The 20,786-nt window shown below is 49.1% G+C and carries 12 protein-coding genes; 5 read left to right on the forward strand and 7 right to left on the reverse strand.

Annotated elements, in window-relative coordinates; translation table 11 throughout:
* Positions 1 to 120: 120 nt before the first annotated feature.
* The 3 genes from HC229_RS13290 to HC229_RS13300 form a co-directional block, all read right to left on the reverse strand.
* Positions 121 to 3,435 carry a DUF7619 domain-containing protein gene (locus tag HC229_RS13290; RefSeq protein WP_191020984.1) on the reverse strand — a complete coding sequence of 1,105 codons (3,315 nt, stop codon included), beginning with the start codon at positions 3,433 to 3,435 and terminating at the stop codon, positions 121 to 123.
* Positions 3,436 to 3,494: 59 nt separating this feature from the next.
* The gene (locus HC229_RS13295) at positions 3,495 to 4,256 is read right to left on the reverse strand and encodes a LytR/AlgR family response regulator transcription factor (RefSeq protein ID WP_191020985.1); all 762 of its coding nucleotides are present in this window, start codon (positions 4,254 to 4,256) and stop codon (positions 3,495 to 3,497) included.
* A gap of 201 nt (positions 4,257 to 4,457) precedes the next feature.
* Positions 4,458 to 6,416: a tetratricopeptide repeat protein gene (locus HC229_RS13300; protein ID WP_191020986.1), complete on the reverse strand. Its 1,959-nt coding sequence runs from the start codon at positions 6,414 to 6,416 to the stop codon at positions 4,458 to 4,460.
* Positions 6,417 to 6,624: 208 nt separating this feature from the next.
* Between HC229_RS13300 and HC229_RS13305 the strand changes: the two genes are divergently transcribed.
* Positions 6,625 to 7,758: a Gfo/Idh/MocA family protein gene (locus HC229_RS13305; RefSeq protein ID WP_191020987.1), complete on the forward strand. Its 1,134-nt coding sequence runs from the start codon at positions 6,625 to 6,627 to the stop codon at positions 7,756 to 7,758.
* Positions 7,759 to 7,936: 178 nt separating this feature from the next.
* On the opposite strand, the gene eno is transcribed toward HC229_RS13305, so the two are convergent.
* The gene (gene eno / locus HC229_RS13310) at positions 7,937 to 9,229 is read right to left on the reverse strand and encodes a phosphopyruvate hydratase (RefSeq protein ID WP_191020988.1); all 1,293 of its coding nucleotides are present in this window, start codon (positions 9,227 to 9,229) and stop codon (positions 7,937 to 7,939) included.
* A gap of 522 nt (positions 9,230 to 9,751) precedes the next feature.
* Here eno and HC229_RS13315 point away from each other — a divergent pair.
* On the forward strand, positions 9,752 to 11,185 hold the full coding sequence (locus tag HC229_RS13315; RefSeq protein ID WP_191020989.1) for an MBOAT family O-acyltransferase: 1,434 nt from the start codon (positions 9,752 to 9,754) through the stop codon (positions 11,183 to 11,185).
* Positions 11,185 to 12,072: a hypothetical protein gene (locus tag HC229_RS13320; protein ID WP_191020990.1), complete on the forward strand. Its 888-nt coding sequence runs from the start codon at positions 11,185 to 11,187 to the stop codon at positions 12,070 to 12,072. Before HC229_RS13315 ends, HC229_RS13320 begins: the two co-directional genes overlap by 1 nt.
* Here HC229_RS13320 and carA read toward each other — a convergent pair.
* Entirely contained in the window at positions 12,069 to 13,175 is a 1,107-nt protein-coding gene (carA, locus tag HC229_RS13325) for a glutamine-hydrolyzing carbamoyl-phosphate synthase small subunit (RefSeq protein WP_191020991.1), read from the reverse strand. The genes HC229_RS13320 and carA overlap by 4 nt on opposite strands.
* 338 nt (positions 13,176 to 13,513) lie before the next feature.
* Between carA and HC229_RS13330 the strand changes: the two genes are divergently transcribed.
* A complete protein-coding gene (locus HC229_RS13330; protein WP_191020992.1) occupies positions 13,514 to 17,095 on the forward strand; it encodes an FG-GAP-like repeat-containing protein in 3,582 nt (1,193 codons plus the stop codon).
* Positions 17,096 to 17,809: 714 nt separating this feature from the next.
* Positions 17,810 to 18,451 (forward strand): hypothetical protein, encoded by a 642-nt coding sequence (locus tag HC229_RS13335; protein ID WP_191020993.1) that lies wholly within the window; start codon positions 17,810 to 17,812, stop codon positions 18,449 to 18,451.
* Positions 18,452 to 18,530: 79 nt separating this feature from the next.
* Here the strand turns inward: HC229_RS13335 and HC229_RS13340 are convergent, their stop codons facing one another.
* Together HC229_RS13340 and HC229_RS13345 are read right to left on the reverse strand one after the other, a co-directional pair.
* Positions 18,531 to 20,123 (reverse strand): hypothetical protein, encoded by a 1,593-nt coding sequence (locus tag HC229_RS13340; protein ID WP_191020994.1) that lies wholly within the window; start codon positions 20,121 to 20,123, stop codon positions 18,531 to 18,533.
* The gene (locus HC229_RS13345; protein ID WP_332871657.1) at positions 20,120 to 20,773 is read right to left on the reverse strand and encodes a M48 family metallopeptidase; all 654 of its coding nucleotides are present in this window, start codon (positions 20,771 to 20,773) and stop codon (positions 20,120 to 20,122) included. The genes HC229_RS13340 and HC229_RS13345 overlap by 4 nt, the downstream gene beginning before the upstream one ends.
* Positions 20,774 to 20,786: the final 13 nt, after the last annotated feature.

The raw sequence follows: 20,786 nt of genomic DNA on the forward strand, positions 1-20,786 counted from the left end.
ATATAACTGTTACAGATTAAAAAAGCCTGCACAGATTGTACAGGCTCAGCAAAAATTAACTTAACTATTCTCTTTCAAATACCACAAATCCTAAAACAAGGATGTCGCAGTTTTCCCTAACTACCTTTTGATTATTTTTTCGACCCGGACGCCTTTTGTGGTGGTGACTTTCACGAAATAAACACCGGTCTGGCGGTTGGAGACGTCGAACAAACTTTCTTTCGCATCGACCATTTTCACCTGGAGCAACCTGCCCTGTACGTCGAGAAGCTGTAGCGAAATGATATCCGCATCGGCTCGCACGACAAAAGCATCGCTTACCGGGTTCGGGTATAGATTGACCGAAACGCCCTCCGACGGTTGCCCTACCGACAGAGCTTCAAATGTCGTATAGGCGGTTCCGGTCTCTATTGACGAGGTGTAATTGAGGTAAATATTGGCTTTGTTGGCTACAGTGGAACCTTCCTGTAGATTGCCTCGCGTACGCACTTTGAGTAGGATGTTGCCGTGGCCGCCGGAATCCATGTTGATGGTTTCGAATACGAGCACGATCCCTTGACTAGAACTTCTCGCCGTTACCGGATGGGAGCTCGACAAAATCTGCAACGTCGAACGGTCGAACATCGCAGGGTCGAGCACGTCGCGAATGATGATGTCCTGGGCAGTAGCCGATCCCGTATTTTCGAAATTGATCGCGTAGTACAAATATTCGCCTATCATGCTCACCGGAGCGCTCTCGCCCTGAAGACACGTTTTGTAATTCGGGTCGAAGGCCGACACCACGTTTTGGGAGAATGAAAACATATTGTCGGACGGAACAACGTCGCCCAAGGCTTCGACGGCAGCCGAAAACACAAGCTCGTCATCCGGGTTTACTGCCGGAGACTCGAATTGGGAATTGATGTTGAACGTGACCGTTATGCTTCTGCTCTCAAACGGGCGCAGATCGGCATAATCCCAAACGATAAGGCCCGCACCGGTATAGGCCGGGGCCATGGACGCCGAAACAAGTTCCATAAGCGTCCCGTCGTACTGGAACTGGAGGCCTGCACTCTGGCTCAACGGCTGGTTGCCTTTGTTCCTGAGGACGATCGTATATGTCGCGTTTTCGCCGGGACGGGCCGGAATCACGGGGATGATCGCAACTTCGGCGTCGGCGCTTGGACTTGCCGCGGACACGCAAAAATCGTGTGTGGAAACCGATCCGTCGACCGTTCCGAAACTCACCACTGCCGATGAAGGCACGATGTTGAAGTAATTGTTTTCGAGTACCGGATACAAGCTGTAATCGCCATTGGTCACGTAGAAGTCATAAAATGCCTGGTCGTTCGTGAAGACATCCACATCTTCCGCCCCGGAAACCATTCGCATCTTAAGGAACGGGCGCGCCGCATCCGAGGCATCGCAACCGTCGCCCTCCATATCGAACGTCACATTGCCCTGGATGGTGTTGTAGACGCCCCCGGGAACGATCGTGCACAGCGAATTTACCTCGACGCCGCTTCCCGCAAGCGCTTGTACGGAAGCGACCTGAGTCTCGTCAACGCAAATGTAGCTGAAGTTGTTGGTCGTAAAGTCGACGGCCTGGAATTGTTCGTTCACACCGTTTTTAGCGAAAAGCGTCTGCATTCCGTTCCCTGAAATAGCCAGCAACTGAAGGCTGAAATTGGCGTTCACATCGAGCGTTTGCAATTGATTCTGGCGGCAATTCAGGCTAGTAAGCGAAGGGTATATCGAGACATCGAGCACCGTCATGCCATTGCTCTGGCAGTTGAGTGTTTGAAGCGAAGGCGAAGCCGGAAGATCCATTTCGGAAATACCGGTGTTGCGAAATTGCAGGTTCTTCAACGATAGAAGCCCTGTCCAATAATGGGATTGGATCGGATTGTCGTTAAAATTGAGGTTTTCGAGGTTGGACAAACCCGCCACGTCTATAGTCGAAAGGTTGTTGCTCGAACAGTCGAGCGTTTTCAGCGTGGCTACGCCGGACACCTCAAGGCTCGAAAGCTGGTTGACCGAACATTCGACGATCTGCAACATCGGAAATGCGTTGAAATCGAGATGGACGAGGTCATTGCCGATGACTTTTACTTCGCGCAGCATCGGGAGGTTGTCGAGGAACAAGCCTGAAATATTGTTGAAAACGGCCGAAAACCGATCGAGGTTCGGCTTGTCCTGTATCACCAGTATCTCGAGCTGGTTCTGGTCGAGCACCAGGTCGCGAAGGTCGTCGACGCCCAGCAGGTTTATCGCTGTGATGTCGTTTCCGCCAAGATAGGCCATTCTCAGGTTAGCCATTCCGGATAAATCCACGTTCGTCAGCAGATTGTCCATGACGTAGAGATTCTGGAGGTTGGAAAAACTCTTGATGCCCGTGAGGTCGGAAATACTGAGATTGTCGACGGTCATTGTGGTGACGGCGGCAGCTTCCGATATTTGTATCTCTGCGTCCGAATTGAGGTCGTAGCCCAATCCGATAAGGCCTGTCTTGAAATTCGGATCGGGAATGTACACGATTCCGGGATCGGTCACGACCAAATCGAAACTCGTAATGCCGAAGCAACTTGATGAACCTGCGCTTACCCGGGCCCATATCGTTTGCGGGTTAGCGACATTTTCATAAGTCGTTGGCGCTGCAAGCGGGTTGTTGTTGTTTTGCGCTTCGGACTCGGAAAGAAAATAGCTTACCGTGACATTGGTCTGGCCGTTCAGGATTCCCACTTCTTTAGACGTGAGGTTGAAAATAGCCACGCCGTCGTTGGGCGCTTCCCCGATCACGATAGGCGAAACCGGAAATGCGAATGCGGGCGAGACGACAGATGCCGTGATACTCGCTCCTGCCTCGCTGCTACACGAGTTGGCCGAAGCCACGCCCAGCAACTCGATATTGTAAGTGACCGGTTCTTCAGATGAAAGGTTCAACGAAGCGCTGGCCGTATTGGAAACCAGCGTTTGGGAAAGCCCTCCGTTGATTTGATAGGTAAACGTATAAGGCGCCGTCCCGCCTGCAGCCGAAAACTGGATGGAAAGGCTTTCCCCTACGCAGACATTCGGTTGCAAAGCCGACACCGTTGCAGTGGGAACCATGTGCACGAACAGCTGGAGCGCCGCGATCGCGAACGAATCGGGATCAGCGTTTTCCTCTACCCTGAAGTAAAGCACCTGGGCATTGGGAACCGTAGTATTGAAGGTCGAAAGGTCGCTTATCGGATAAAGTCCTTGCTGGGCATCGCTATCGGAAAAGTGGACCGTTACGGTGTGTTGTGATGCGTCGAGGCTTCCCAAAACTTCGGGCACGGCCGATGCGAGGTTGAAGGTGCCCAATCCGTCCCCATCGGAATCGCAAACGGAAAGAGGCGTTGGATTTTGGTTGATGTCGGGCTGGGCATAGGCCAATCCGCCACAAAACAATAACAGAAAGTATAGTTTTTTCATTGTCGGTAATTTAGGTTAGCCAGGCCCGTGGTGAAGGCCGCTTCCATGCTGTGATGCTTTTAAATCGTCCGGATGAGTTCCTGCAGCCTTTCCTTTTTGCGCTGTGAAATCGGCAAATGGCTGCCATCGCTCATAATGACGTAACCTCCGTCCTTCTTGATGTACGATTTCAGGTACGAAAGATTGATCAAATGGGATTGGTGGATGCGTTCAAATCCATGTTCTCCCAACATTTCCTCGTATTCTTTAAGCGTTTTCGAAATCAGGATGGGCTTGTTGTTCTTTATGTAAAATTTGGTGTAATTGTCTTCGCTTTCGCATCTCACGATATCGCTTATCTCAAACAGATGGATGCCTTCGGAGGTCGAAAGCGCGATACGTTTAAAATTGTCGACCTTCCTGCGTATGTTTTCGAGCAGCAGGTCGATGTGGGCAAATCCTTCGTTTTTCGATACGACGCTCCTGATTTTCCCAATGACTTTTTCAAGATCTTCAGGATCGACCGGCTTCAGCAGGAAATCGAGCGCGCTGAAACGGAACGCCTTGATCGCGTATTGTTCGTGGGCGGTGATGAACACGATGTGGGACGTCGCCTGGCCGTGCTTTTTAGCGAGGCTTTCGAGGATGTCGAAACCCGTGCCGTCGGCGAGCTGGATGTCGAGGAACACCACCTGGGGCTTTAGTGCATCCATTGACTTGATCCCGGTCTCGACGCTGTCGGCTTCTCCCAGGATATTGAAATCAGGGGCATAGCGCTCGAGCAGGCTTTTCAGCCCGTTGCGCAGGTTGGCGTCGTCGTCGATCAGGAGAGTGGAAATCATGTGGTATTGAGTTGTTTGATTGTTGGGTTGTTATTGGTTTGGATTGTTATATTGAAATTTTTGTTCCTTCCATTGGCTCAGTCAGTCATTTTTTAACTGCTTCCCTTATGTGGTCAGACTCGCTTTTTATGTTATGATCGTTGGTTCGTTCGCTTTTTTTACAAACCCACCAATCGATTATTCATTATTAATTATTTCTTGTCAATTACCTCCCACGTATTGAACCGGCAACGTAATCACAACCTGTGTCCCGATTACATTCCCTGCGTCGTCGGCGCGTTCGGTTATATCCACGTTTGCCTTGCGCGAGGTCATCGCCTTTATCATTTCAAGGCGTTTCTTGGTAATGTCGAGCGCCATTGATTTGTGTACCGATACCGATTGTTCTTTCATCTGCCGCGATTTGTCGATCCCGATGCCGTCGTCTGTAATCGTACAGACGAGATTGTCGCCCGAAATCGCGAATTTCACGTCGATCCTGCCCTGCTCTTTCTTTGGCATCAACCCATGTATGATGGCGTTTTCTACAAAAGGTTGCAACAAAAGCGGCGGAATTGCCGTGTCGTCCTCGATATCAGGGCTTTTTTCTATGCCAAAGTCGAACACCTGGTTGAAGCGCAATTGTTCAAGCTCGAGGTAGTTTTGCAGGCTTTCGATCTCTTTGTCGATAGGGATCAGCGATTCTTTGGAATATTCGAGCGTCAACCGCATCAATTTCGAGAACTTGGACAAATACTTTATAGCCGAATCGGTCCCGTTCTGCACGATGAAGCTCGAAATCGATCCGAGGCAATTGAACACGAAATGAGGGTTCATCTGCAAGTGCAGCGCCTTCTGTTCGTATTCCGCCAATTCTTTTTGTAAAGTTAAGGTCTTCTTGAGCTGCAAGCGATTGTAGATCAGGAAAATTATCCCGAACAGCAACAGCGAGAACAACACGATGAAAAAGGTCTGCATCACATGCCTTTTCGATTGTTCGCTGAACAACATCTCGCGTTTCTCCCGCTCTTTTTTCTGCAACGCCTCCCGTTTGTCGAACTCGAAATTCATTTCGGCCTGTACGCTTTTGCGGATATTTTCGTGCAGGTTCAAGCTGTCTTTGGCCTCACTGTATTTCTGGAAGTGCAGCAAAGCGAGATGCGGCTGGTCTTTTTTGACGTAGATGTCGCTCAGCATTTTTTCAGCCTGGACGATGTGTTCCGGAATCCCGAGCTCTTTGCCCAGTGACAAGGAACGATTTGCATAATCAAGGGCGTCGTCAGGGCGGTTCACCGATAAAAAATAACGCGAAAGGTGCGCATACGTATCGGCCGTCCCGAATTTGTCGCCTATGCCGGAAAACGTCGCGACGGCACCATCCCAACTCTGTTTCGCTTTGCCGAAATTGCCCGTCCTCATATAGTAAAACCCAAGGTTGTTCAACAATTCGCCCATTCCCCTAGGGTTCGGGAAACCGTTGAACATGCTTTTCGCTTTTTGGTAATATTCGAATGCTTTCGGATAATTTTTTTGGGCCAGGTAGATGTTGCCGATGTTGGTCACCGTGATCCCGATCGTAGGATCGGCTGATTTTTCCTGTATCTTTTGCGCCTTCACGAAATATTCGAGCGCCTTGAAATCGTTCTTCAGGGACTTGTAGACCACGCCGATGTTGTTGTAGACGCGCGCCAGTCGCAGTGGCTCGTCCAGCGTTTCATAAATTGGGACGGCTTTCAAATGGTATTGGAGTGCGCGGGCGTAATTGCTTTGTTCAGAAAATACGATGCCGATGCTTCCGTAAGCCTTCGCCAAACCCGCCTTGATCTTTTCGTCTTTCGGGCTTGAGCCGTACTCGGATTCGAAAACACTTTGGGCCGCGGTAAAGTGCTGAAGTGCCGCAGCGTAATCGCCCGACAGTATCCCGGCATTGCCCAAATGCAGCAGCGCGTGACCCTCGGCAACACGATACTTGATTTTTCGCGACAGATCGAGCGCCTTTTCGGCATATTGTTCCATGCGCGAGGGATCAGACGACTTGTAACCGTCGGCGATTTCGTTGAGCAGATCGGTCTTTTCGATGTCGTTTTTTGCCTGGGGCAATTGCGCGAGCAGGCTATCCGGCGTTTGGGCAGACGCGAGCAGGCAGCAAAACAGCAATACGACTAGTAGGTTTTGTTTCATTTATCCGATGATACTGAGGCAAAAGTAAAACATCTGCAAAGCCAAACGCAAAGCGATTAGAATTTTTCGATTATGGCTTAGAATCTGAGCCTTATCGCGCGAGCGTCCCTAAAAAATCAGTATATTTAAGTAAACACGACCGCCTGTCCCATTCCGGCGTTCAGGTACGACACTTAAAATACAAATCGCAACAAAATAGCAAATTGAAATGAAAAAGTACAAGATAGGCATTATCGGTTACGGAGGATTTGGCAAATTTTTACATCACTGGTGGTCAAAACTCGAAAACGTGGAAATCGTCGCGATTGCAGATCACGGCCATCACACCAAAGAATCGGCAGATTTCAAGGTTTACGACAATTGGAAAGACCTCATCGAAGATCCCGACGTCGACATCGTCAGCATCGTCACGCCGCCCGCCCTACACGCCGAAATGGCGATTGCCGCTATGAAAGCCGGCAAACATGTTTTGCTCGAAAAGCCTGTTGCCGTGACGGAGGCGACCGCGCGTCAAATACTGGAGGTGCAGCGCCAAACCGGTATGGTGATCACCGTCGACCACATGATACGGTACAATCCCATCATACAGCTTCTCAAACAATTGGGGAAAGACGGCACGCTCGGGAAGCTCAGGCACGCGGTCGTCAACAATTATGCGCAGGACGCTTCCCTGCCAATCGATCATTGGTTTTGGGACGAAGCACTCGCAGGCGGGATTCTCGTCGAACACGGCGTGCATTTCTTCGACATCGTCAACGCGTTGAGCGGGCAATCGTTCACGGAAGTTTGCGGCCAATCGGATAGCCGGAATGACAAACAACGCGACCGCGTGGCCGCCATGGTAAAATATGACGACGGATTGATCGCCCATTACTACCACGCTTTTTCCGGCCCTGGCCTTTTCGAGCAAACCACGATCGCGCTGGCTTACGACCTCGCCAGGGTTGAAATCGAAGGCTGGATACCGCTAAAGGGAACCGTCAAGGCGTTGGTCAATGCGTCCGTCAAGGACCGGCTCAAACAACTTCCGGGTTGGAAAATCATTCGTTCCGAATCGCTCGCTTCCGCGGACGATGCCTCGAGACCAGAAGGTTGGGGCGGATCTGAAATTTCGGGCAAAGACGTTCGCTTCGGCGGCGTGGCGTATGATGTAGAGGAGATGATTTCGGCCACTTTCGAAATTCCGAAGACCAAAGGCGAAGTTTACGGACAGTGCGTCCAATCTATCATGTCGGACCTGATCCGAAAAATCGAAAACGACGATCACAAATTGGCCATTACCATCGAAGACGCGGTCGTCGCACTTCAAACCGCCCTGTTGGCGACCGGTGAATTCGACTAGCGGTTTCAATCATATGTATAACAACAAACCCGACTTGGAAGCCGGGTTTGGTGTTTTTAAACAAAAGGAATTGACGGTTTTACGCGATCTTATTTCTTGAACCACAGAATAGCTAAGGATTTAAGCTGTGTGCCCGGCTTAAGGAAACACCTTAAAATGGCAGGATCGCATCCGGAAATTATCTTATCTTAAACGCCTTTTTTCCAGGAAAATAAGCCGTATCGCCCAACTCTTCCTCGATGCGCAGCAACTGGTTGTATTTGGCCATACGGTCGGAGCGAGAGGCGGAACCGGTTTTGATTTGTCCGCAGTTCAATGCGACGGCGAGGTCCGCGATCGTGTTGTCTTCTGTTTCCCCGGAACGGTGTGACATCACGGAAGTATAACCCGCGTTGTGCGCCATGTTCACCGCTGCGATCGTCTCTGACAACGTCCCGATCTGGTTTACCTTGATCAAAATCGAATTCGCGATGCCTTTGTCGATTCCGGTAGCAAGACGCTCGACGTTGGTCACGAACAAATCGTCTCCCACGAGCTGTACTTTGTCGCCGATAAGGTCCGTGAGGTATTTCCATCCGTCCCAATCGTCTTCGTACATGCCGTCCTCGATCGAGATGATCGGATATTTGGAGGCGAGTTCCGCCAGGTATTCCGCTTGTTCTTTAGATGAACGGATCTTTCCGCTTTCGCCTTCGAATTTTTTATAGTCGTAACTACCGTTGACGTAGAATTCCGAAGCGGCGCAATCCAAAGCGACCATCACATCGTCACCGAAAGTATAGCCCGCTTTTTCAACCGCCGTTTTGATCGAATCCAAAGCATCTTCGGTTCCACCGGCCAAATTCGGTGCAAAACCACCTTCGTCACCAACTGCGGTAGAAAGGTTGCGGTCGTGCAATACTTTTTTGAGGTTGTGGAAAATCTCGGTTCCCATTTGCATCGCATGCGTGAACGATTTGGCTTTCACGGGCATGATCATGAATTCCTGGAACGCGATAGGAGCATCTGAATGCGACCCTCCGTTGATGATGTTCATCATCGGGACCGGAAGCGTATTTCCGGAAACGCCGCCAACGTAGCGGTAGAGCGGCATGCCCAGTTCGTTAGCGGCAGCTTTGGCAACGGCCAGGGAAACACCAAGGATAGCGTTCGCCCCAAGCTCGCCTTTGTTTGCGGTTCCGTCGAGCTCGATCATTTTCTTGTCGATGAAGTTCTGTTCGAAAACCGAAACACCAAGAAGCTCTTCGGCTATGCGAGTATTTACGTTTTTCACGGCAGTCAGGACGCCTTTGCCCATATAGGCTTTTCCGCCATCGCGCAATTCGACGGCTTCGTGTTCTCCAGTCGAGGCTCCGGATGGAACCGCGGCACGGCCCAAAACGCCTGTTTCGGTAACGACATCGACTTCAATTGTAGGGTTTCCTCTTGAATCAAGAATTTGTCTTGCGTGAATTTTAACGATAATACTCATATTGTATGTTGATTTGTTGATTTAGCTTCGCTCCGTTAGGCTGCGCCCCGGTGTTCAATCTTTGGTTTGGATTTCGAATTTCGGAATTTCAAATTTCGGCGTTCGATTTATGCAAATATATTAGAACTACGCTAAAAAAGCCAGTAGAATTGAGTATGTTATCAACGCAAACGTTGTAATTCCGTAAAAGCGAAGACGTTCGAAAAGCAGGGAGCGCGCATTGCCCCATCCGGATGCCGTTTGACATAAAATTCTGTATTTGCCTCCTCAACCTTACCTTCATGCTTTTCAACTCCTGGCAGTACGCGCTATTTCTGCCTATAGTTTTCACGCTCTATTGTGAGCGCAAGTTTACGCAACAGTTCATCGCGAATGAGCTCAAAAAACGGTAGATCGCGTAGCCAAATCCGTTAAAAAAATCGCGGGTGCCCATTAAATAAATGTTGTTTGTGGCGCCAACCGCCCAAGCTGCCCATTTTGTTCTGTTAAAATCCTATATTTGGGCTCTCAAAACAAACTGACATGCTTTTCAACTCCTGGGAGTTCGCGTTATTTCTACCTATTGTCTTCGCTCTTTATTGGTTGATTTCCGGAAAACGGCTGCAAGTACAGAATATCTTGCTGCTCGCGGCAAGCTATTTCTTCTATTCGTGTTGGGACTGGCGGTTCTTGTTCCTGTTGATCTTTTCTACCGGGCTCGACTATTTTACAGGATTGATGGTCACGGGATCGGACGGATTCAAAAAGAAGTTCTGGTTCTGGCTCAGTATCATCGTCAACCTCGGGTTGCTTGGCGTTTTCAAATACTATAATTTCTTTGCGGAATCGTTCGCAGACATGCTCGGGGCCGTCGGCTTCAAGGCGAGTTTCGCCACGCTGAACGTCATACTTCCCGTGGGAATTTCGTTTTATACGTTTCACGGCGTTTCCTATGTGATCGATATTTATAAAGGACGTATCGAGCCCGAGCGCAATTTTGTGACCTACTCGCTTTTCGTAAGTTACTTCCCGCTGCTTGTGGCCGGTCCTATCGAACGGGCGACGCATTTGCTTCCGCAGATAAAACGAGAGCGCAAGTTCGATTACGCCAAAGCGATGGACGGATTTTACCAGATCCTGTGGGGCTTGTTCAAGAAAGTCGTGGTCGCCGACAGCTGCGCCCAATATGTCAATTTTATTTTCGACAATCCGGGCGAAATGAATTCGGTGACGCTTGCATTGGGTGGCGTTTTCTTCGCATTCCAGGTCTACGGGGATTTTTCGGGATATTCCGATATCGCATTGGGAACGTCCAAATTGTTCGGGATCGATTTGTTGCGCAATTTCAACTATCCGTATTTCTCGCGTGACATAGCGGAATTCTGGAGAAGGTGGCACATTTCGCTTTCGAGCTGGTTCCGCGATTACCTCTACATCCCGCTCGGCGGAAGCAAAGGCGGTATGTGGATGAAGATCCGGAACACGTTCATTATTTTCCTCGTAAGCGGATTTTGGCATGGGGCCGACTGGACATTCGTGATCTGGGGCGGACTCCACGCCGTTTACATGCTTCCGCTGCTGATCAGGAAATCGAACCGCACCGACCTCAATATCGTCGCCGAGGGCAAACTGTTCCCGTCGTTGCGCGATTTTCTCGGAATTTGCTTTACGTTCGGGATCCACTCGTTTGCGTTGATCATCTTCCGTTCGGAATCGATTGGGGCGGCTTTTGACTATATCGCGCGCATGTTCACCTTTACGCTCGAAGGCAGCTGGCAACACAAGGAATTGGGTCGCTATATCCCGGAACTGTTGCCGCTCATCGGCTTGTTCGTCGTCGTGGAATGGCTTTCGCGCTCGCACGAACACCCGGTCTTCGGCAAATTCAAATGGGTAAAGGCCATGGCCATCATAGGCGGCATCCTGGTCCTTGGTGCCTTTTCCAATCCTGAGAGTTTCATTTATTTCCAATTCTGATGAAAAGATTCCTACTCAACATATTCGGTTTTATCGCCGGCACGATCGTGCTCATGGCGGTTTTGGATACTGTCTACACCAGTATTTACGCAAATGCGACGCCTCGCACGAAATTCCAGTATTTCAGGAGCATGGCCAACCAGAATATCGACTACGCCTTCATCGGGTCGTCTCGCGTGGACAACCATATCATACCCGAACTGATCAAAAAGGAAACGGGAAAATCGTCGATCAACCTGGGTTTCCAGGCCGCGAAACTGTCGGACATGTATACGATCCTGAAGCTTATCGAGAGCTACAACATAAAAACCCAGGGCGTTTTCATACAGATGGATTACTGTTACGACCTCGACGGGCATTCCAACGTCATGGAACACGAACTGTTGCCGTTCATACACGACAACGAGGTGATATCGGATAATTTCAAATACAAATCCGACCATTGGGCCCTGACGCACGTCCCGTTTTACCGATACGCCGCTTACGACCACATGATCGGCTTCCGCGAACTGACGATGAACGCGTTGCGCATGAGGACGTCGATCGCCAAAAACGCCGGTTATCACGCCCTTATCGGAAAGGCGGCCAACCCGCTTGACCATCTTCCGACGAAAATCCGGGATCACAACCCGCTTGTGGACAGCCTCGACATCTTTGCCCGCAAACACAACATGGAATTGGGTTATTTCATCTCGCCTTACGACCCACGCACGAAAAACCTGGGTTATGTACAGATGCTCAAGTCAAAAGTACCATCGCTCGTAGATTATTCGAAGACGATACCGGACACGAACAAATTCAACAATTACCTTCACCTCAACGATATCGGTGCACGCGACTTCACAAAGCAGTTCATCGAAAGGGAACTAAAAAAGAAAGCGCCTTAATTGGCGCTTTTTATATTTTCGATAAACTGGTCGAACAGATAGGTCGAATCGTGTGGCCCCGGACTCGCCTCGGGATGGTATTGGACCGAAAACGCGTTTTTGTTCTTCATGCGCATTCCGGCTACGGTTCCGTCGTTGATGTGTAAATGCGTGATCTCAAAATTTGGGTTCTTGAGCAATTCTTCCTTGTTTACCGCAAATCCGTGGTTTTGTGACGTGATTTCCCCGCTTCCGGACAATTCGTTCATCACCGGATGGTTGATGCCGCGGTGGCCGTTGAACATTTTGTAGGTCGGGATGCCGTTGGCAAGACCCAGGATCTGGTGGCCGAGGCAAATCCCGAATACCGGATCATTCGCCTTTAGGATTTCCTTTGCCGTTTCCTGTGCGACCAAAAGCGGTTCCGGATCGCCCGGCCCGTTCGAAAGGAAAAACCCGTGAGGGTTCCACGCTTTCATTTCTTCGTAAGACGTGTCGTAAGGGAACACCTTGATATAGCAGTCGCGTTTGGCGAGGTTGCGCAAAATGTTCTTCTTGATGCCGAGGTCAAGCGCGGCGATTTTGTACGTAGCATTTTCTTCCCCTACAAAATAGGGCTCTTTCGTAGATACGACAGAAGCGAGCTCGAGACCTTCCATTGGCGGGATTTCGGCAAGCAGCGCCTTGAGTTCTTCAATCGATTTGCCGTCTGTGGAAATCGCGGCGTTCATCGCACCATTGTCGCGTATGTAACTTACGAGCGCTCTCGTGTCGACGTCAGAAATGCAAACCAGGTTGTGTTTTTGGAAATATTCCTCAAGACTTGAAGTCGAGTTCGCGCGTGAATGGTTGAAGCTGAAATTCTTGACCACCAATCCGGAAATCATGATCTTGTCGGCTTCGATGTCTTCGTCGTTGACGCCATAATTGCCGATATGGGCGTTGGCGGCGACCATGATCTGCCCGTAATACGACGGATCGGTAAAGATTTCCTGATAACCCGTCATTCCTGTGTTGAAGCATACTTCCCCGAAAGTCGTGCCTTCGATACCGATCGATTTACCGTGAAAAACGGTGCCGTCGGCGAGCAGCAAAATCGCTTTTTGTCGTGTGTTGTATTTCATTTTGTAGTTAAGTGGTTTAAAGTTTAAGGCTTAAAGTTGTGTTTCCTCGAACTTTGCGGTGCAAATTTAGGTTTTTTTCGCGAGGGCGCAAGAGTTCAGGATGATAGATTATCATTCGCCAAGAAGATATTCCGTATGTGCGGAACCTTCAAAAGACAGGGAACCAGAGACACGCCGGTTCGTGCATGGCCATCACTTTCCAGGTTCCATTAGCATCGTCGTGCTGTACAAAGTCACCGTCGCCAGAATATGTTGATGCCTAACTGATTAATAGGATAATTTCAATACTTTTGGGGACACATCAAAAAAAAAATATCGATCACCAAACACCTTAACCTATGCCGAAAAAATTACTATCCGCTCTTTTTCTATTGGTTGTTTCAGCGAATGTATCCGGACAAATCGGGTTCTACGAAAACATCGCAACAGGGTTTGCCTATACCACACAGCGACCACACTTGGTGCGTGCAGCCGACTTTGACGGAGACGGCGATACGGATGTCGTGACGCACGGCAGCGGCCTGAACTGGTATGAAAATGAAGACGGGCAGGGAAACTTCGGCCAGAAGAAAACGATAGAAGTGCAATTGACGGCCACTATCGGAGGCACGTTGGAGACCGTCGATTTCGACAACGACGGCGACGTCGACATACTGGTATCAGCGGGAAACAGACTCAACGTATACCGAAATACGGACGGACAGGGCAATTTCGCGCTGATGCAGTCCTTTACCCTTGGCACATCTTCGTCTTCGCCTATATCGGCTATGCCTGTCGACATGAACGACGACGGCCTGCTTGATATTTTGTGTTATTACAACAACGGGGGCGGTGCGTTCCAAGGATGGATTTCCTGGTTTGCAAATACGGGGGCTGGCGCGTTCGGTGCGCAGCAAATCCTCAACAACACAGCATCCGACCTGATTTACGGCACGCTGCTGCATGCGGACGACCTCGACAACGACAACGACCTCGATATTATACTGGGCTACGGCAACATCAATAAAATAGCATGGTTCGAGAATACGGGCAATAACGTTTACGCATCTCCCGTGACGATTTCAACCACTGCCGGCGCCATAAGTTCGATCACGACGGCCGATCTTGACAATGACGGCGACAAGGACATCATCGCCGCCCATAAAAACGACAACCAGGTGGCTTGGTATGAAAATCTGGACGGAGCGGGGAGTTTTGCGGATGAATTCGTCGTCACCTCAAGTGCAACCTCCACCTATTGCGTCCTTGTGACCGACATCAATAACGACAACAATCCCGACGTTGTATACACCGGCGGAGACGAAATCGGATGGTTGAGCAACGCGGACGGCTCCGGAAGTAATTTTGGTACGGCCCAGGTCATAACGACCAAGGCGTACGGCGTCCGCAGTGTCATCACCGCCGACATCGACGGAGACGGAAAACAGGACCTGGTTTCAGCCTCGTATGACGACGATAAAATAGCGTGGTACAAAAATATCGACGGCAACGGGACGTTCGGCAGGCAGGTGGGCATTGGTCGCTCCGTCGACAGCCCGAACAATGTGTATCCCGGCGATTTTGACGGAGACGGGGATCTCGATTTATTGGTGAACTCCCAACACGACGCCAAACTGACCTGGCTTGAGAACGTGAACGGCATCGGTTTTTTCGGCAAAGAACACATCATCACCGAAAGCGTAACGGTGGGCAACCAGACCCCTATCGCCTATCCTGTCGACATAGATGGGGACGGGGACCTCGATATCGCATCGCGCCAGGGTACAAACTTATTTTGGTGGAACAACGACGGGGACGGGAATTTCACCTATCAGCTTATCCACAATGCCAATCTGGCCACTATCATCCGCTCAGGCGATTTCGACGGAGACGGCGACATGGATTTGCTTACCGGAGTTTATAATTCCGACAAACTTTCGTGGTACAGGAACCTCGGATCGGGAAATTTCGCCGCTGAACAGGTCATTTTCGACACCAACGACGACAATGGCTCGATGACTTCGCTCCAAATCGCCGACATGGATGGGGACGGCGACATGGACTTCATCGTATCGTCCTACAACTCGTACACCAACTACTACAAGAATACAGATGGGCAAGGCACGTTTGCAGATCAGAACGTGATTGTTTTCGACTGGCTCATGTCGGTTTATCCGGCGGACATAGACGGAGACGGCGACCTGGATGTGGTGGGTGTCGCCTCAAACGGCGGCGGCGCTTTTGAGGCCGTCGTCTGGTACGAAAATACAGGTCAAGGCGCGTTCACGATCGAACACGACGTCTCGACGCTCACCATCCACGGACAGGATATCACCGCGGCCGATATCGACAACGACGGCGATATCGACGTCCTTACCGCGGCGGGACATGAAAATACTTCGGGTCAACTGGCCTGGTATCAGAACAATGGAGACGGTACGTTCGCCGCCAGGCAGATGATCCACGAGCGTTTCGATACTTCGATCGCCGAAGCCGTAACCACAGCTGATATCGACAACGACGGCAGACGAGATGTCGTATCTATATTCGGGCGTTGGAATTCCAGTACGCTTGGAAAAGTATCGGTTTTCAAAAACCTTGGCGAGCTGGGCAATACGATTTCCGGTACCGTTACGATCGATACCGACTCAAACGGCTGTACCGCGGACGATCCCAAAGCAAGCAATATGCTGGTGATTGCCCAAAATACAGGAAACAGTTTTGCGACGTTCACCAACGCGAACGGCGGGTTCCAAATGGAGGCGAACCCGGGCAGTTACGTGACGTTCATCACATCGAACCTGCCGGAGTATTTCACGGCGGCGCCGGCTTCGCACACCTTCAATTTCAACGGGATGAACAACCAGTATACAGCGAATTTCTGCGTTACGCCGGTAGGCGTCGTGAATGACGTGACGGTAAGCGTCTATCCGCTTGACGAGCCGCGTCCGGGTTTCCGTTCCCGCTATCGCATCGTTTACCGCAATAACGGCACGGCCGCTTCCTCGGGAACTGTCTCGTTCACTTATACTGGAAATAAACTGAGCTTTGTGAGCGCGAGCCAGGCAGTATCGGCACAAACGCCAAATACGCTGGTGTTCGATTACGCCGATTTGAGTCTGTTCGAAACGCGCACCATCGACCTGGAATTCATGGCTTTCGCGCCGCCCACCACCAATAACGGAGATGTCGCGACTTCTGTCGTATCGATAAGTCCGGTCGCCGGTGATGCGGCTTTGGGTGACAACACCTTGACGCTGAACCAGATTTTCGTGGGATCTTATGACCCTAACGACATCACCTGTCTCGAAGGCGATGCGCTCCCGCTGGCTGATGCCGATAAGTACCTCCATTACGCAATCCGTTTCCAGAATTCAGGAACGGCAAGTGCAATCAACGTGCGCGTGCAGCACGAACTCGATCCCAAACTGGATTGGACGACGCTCCAATTGGAAGGCACGAGCCATACTGCAAGGACAACCATCACCAATGAGAACCTCGTCGAATTCATCTTCAATGACATTTACCTGCCGCACAGCGATGCCGACGAGCCGGGCTCAAACGGATACGTCCTGTTCAGGATCAAACCGACAGCCGATACGATCATAGATGGCGACACCGTCCATGCCACAGCCGATATTTTCTTCGATTTCAACCCGCCGATAACGACCAATACGGCCTCAACTACCTATTCCTCTTTGGGCGTTGATCCGGTAAGCGCAAGGCCTGTCGTCATCCATCCGAATCCGGCTAAAGACCAATTGGCGATCCATTCGGCTGACGAAATCTTGAAGGTACGCATACACAACCTTTTGGGAGTTGGCGTTTTCGAGGCGAAGGGAAAAAGCGCTTTCGATGTTTCGGGCCTTGAATCGGGCGTGTATTTGATGACGATTACTACTGAGAAAGGAGAGCTTGTGAAGAGATTTATTAAGCAGTGATATGATGTAGTTGTGGTTTTTGTTTCTTTTGCGACCTGCGCTGGCGTTGCTTTGTGACTGTTGCGCTATCAGGTGCCGCTACTGCGGGTCGTCTGCCGGCGAGCCTTCTCTTATTCTCAACTACCTTGAAATTGCTTTTTGCGACAGCTGCGCTGTCGGGCGCCGCTACCGCGGGTCGCCTGCCAGCGGGGCCTTCTTTTTCCTCGCAGAAAAAGAAGCAAAAATGCGGGAGCGACGCACAAGATTGGCTAAACCCGGCACGAATTTGCCGTGGCGAAAAGAACTCGCCCAGAACTTTTGGTCGTTTTAGCCGCCTTCTTTGGGCTCAAACAGCTTTTCGCCATGCGGCAATTCTGAGCCGGGTTCTTCACGCCAATCTTATGACGCCGCGACTAACCGGAATTTGTTTTTATTTATTAGCTCCGCTGAATCTTCGGACCCGGAAAATTACGTGAAAAGACATCATCTCGCATGGGCCTCGATTTCTCCGCTGCGCTGCGGATAAAAGGGTCGTCAGCTGGAAAATTTGGTAGTGGATGGCAATTGAAGTTTGTGTCGCACATCACGTGTAACGATTAGAATGTCCACACCATGCAACCGATTCCCGTCAGCGTATAAGAGTGTCGCTTCTGCGTGGATTATCTTTGGCATCTTGCGCGTTTTGCGTTATCGCTTTCGGATGCATTTCCGGATTATCCCAACACATACCTAAAAATGAAGTATACCGTACAAATCAATGCCTTCGAGGCGCTTGACAAAATTCCGAACTATTGGACCAACGACGACTACCGCCAACTGCTTGCGCTTTTCGACTTTCCGGACGCCCAAGGCATAAAGGATGACAACCTGTTGGAGATGCTCCAGATGGCCATTACCGACTTCGAGCCGTCCGATGCCGCAAGCGTCGTGTTGCAGCACAAGCTTTCCGACCATCTTGCCGAGGGCCAGATGGATCAATTGTCCCACGATATGCTGCTCGACAAAATATCGGAAGAATACCCTAACATTTCCCTGCACTACGACTTGTACAACATCAACCAACTGCTGCACAAGGCGTTCAACGGATTGTTCCCGAGCACCAAGGCTACCCTGCTCCATTTCACAATTTTCGGTAACGAAGACGGTCGCGACTTCTCAAAAGCTGATGTCCTTCGTTTGCTGCAACATGGGCTATCCCCTGCCAATCTGATCGTGCGGATGTTCGACGAACAGCTCAGCGCTGATGTCGATTTTCCCGATGCCGAGAGTATCATTTGGGAAATGCGCAACGAAGGGGATGTCTATACGGTTTTGACTAGTGAATATTGGTTGGGAAGGGATGATGTTGTGAGGGGGGAGTTTGGGGGAGAGGTCTAGGTCTCCCATTTGATCTTTAAAGATAGTCTCTGCGTTGTTATTTTTGACACAATTGAGATCTTTTCCTCGTTACAGTGGCCTATCTGTAAATACTTAATTCAATTGATAGATCATTGCTGTGAAGCTCAACGTTTTTGCCTCCTTTGACCCAATTGGTTTGGGTGTAATTGGTGCCGACAACGTCTCGATTTGGTTTCCCTAAAATTCCGGTCAGATAGTGTTTAATCTCTTTGACCCGGGCCTTGAATATCGGCTTATTCAATTCTTCCTGTGCACCTTCAAATTCCATCTGTGTAGCGACATCACCAATTAGGCTTTTTGTTTTATTCGGCTTCCAATCAAAGCTGATGACTTCGACTGAACCGGTCTCTTTGAGGTAATATAATAGCGTGTGAACGACAAAAGTTGAATCCTCTATTTTGCGGTAAATCCTGGGCGTCTCTACATTTTTCTTCGTATGGCTAGTACCCATTTTATGTCTTTGGGTCAGGTCGATCGCAGGAAAATGCTGTTCTAAAGAATCCGCATTTTTAATATTTAACGAGCCGACATTTGCGTAATAATAATTAAAAGACGACTTAAAAGCGTCCTTTGCGTTGTCAGTTCCCAAAACAATATCGTTATACATATTCTTAAAATAGGTAAGGCTAACTCCTTTGTCGCTTAATTCAATAATGCCCGAAATGTCCGACTCAGATATAGAAAACTGCATGGATTGAGAATTATTTGGAGAGGTTCGATACTTGTTGTGTGCGTGCCATCGATATGGAGAAATGACAGAACCAAATTTGGATATTGGCTTCAGAACGCTATTTTCCAGTACGCCAATGAATGTAGTGTCGTTTTTACTATAAATATGATACAACTGATTCTCGAAAACGAAAGAAGTCGCCAGATTCAGTTTGAAATCATACTCATCCCTTGGATTTTGAAAGATCATTTTCACACCTTCAAGTGATTTGCTTGGATCATAAGGGGACTTTCTTAAACCCTTCTTTTTGCTTTGATACCTTTTGCGAGCTTTTTTGAGTTTCGTCACGTCAGATATTTGGTAGATCGCTGCACCTGTGGTTAAGACATAAACACCGTCAATAATATTAATTATTGGATTCTCCACACCTACTTCATACTGTACACCGCTTTTTTTATCGACAAACCATGTCTCGCCTCCCCATTCACCATAACTCATCGATATTATTGAATAATGTTCGTCTTCGTATACGATATCATCTGCTGGCTTCGTCTTTTTCCATTCGTTTCCTTGGAGCACGAAAGTCACGCCTTCTGAATGTTCTGTTGCAAATATCTGTTTCTCGCGGACGAAGATATCAAGGTAACTCGATTTCAACTCATCGGGGACGTGAACGTTTCGAACAAGCAAATCGCTTGAATTTATAATATAAAAATTTTTAGACGGTGATGAGAAGTAAGAATTGTCGGCGTTGAAGATTACATAGTATTCTTTGTTATGACTGATTGCTGAGCCAATCTTCCCACGAATGTTTAGGGTAATGGTGTCGGTGGTGATGGGGATTTGGGCGTGGGTCGCATGGTATGCCGAAAGAATGATTAGAGAGAAAAAAAAATTGAGTCGACACATGTCTTTGAAAAATCTAACTAAAGACAATTTATTCGAAGGCGATAGACTACAACTATTTGTATTTCTTCTCATATTGGAAGTTCGTTTAATACCTTTTTTTGGAGACGCCAATTCGGCAAATAGCGATCCATAAGAATTACGAAATTCTTGTTGTGATTACGTTCCAGTAAATGCACCATTTCGTGTACAACTATATATTCGATGCATTCGATTGGCTTCTTCGCCAATTCAATGTTAAACCACAGCGTTTGATTTTGTGTGACACAACTCCCCCACTTTGTCTTCATGGCTCTTATTCCGAATTCAGGTATCCCAACATGCATAATGGATGCATATTGCTCTATTAATGCACCAACTCTTATTCTTAGTTCATTGCGATACCAGCGGTACAAAGTTTTTTGTTTCTCGATTGTCAAGGAATCAACTTTTGAGAATAGTTCAATGTGATTGTGCTTCAGAATAACCTTGCTTTTGGGCGAGACAATACATCTCAATAGATATCGCTTCCCTAAGAAAAGGTGACTTTCGTGGGTTATAAATACCTTTTCACCTTCGCGTTCCTGATTCGCGATCTTCGTCTGCTCTCTTTTAATCCAGGATAACCTGGTAATCAAATAGACGCGCACTTTTTCCAGGTCGAAAAACTCAGGCGAAGAGACCGTAACTTTTCCAAATGGAGGATGCACGCTTAAGTGAAGATTTTTTATAGGTTTAAATCTCACCTCGACATCAACG

It is taken from the genome of Flavobacterium selenitireducens (assembly GCF_014748335.1).
In the GTDB taxonomy this organism is placed as follows: domain Bacteria; phylum Bacteroidota; class Bacteroidia; order Flavobacteriales; family Flavobacteriaceae; genus Flavobacterium; species Flavobacterium selenitireducens.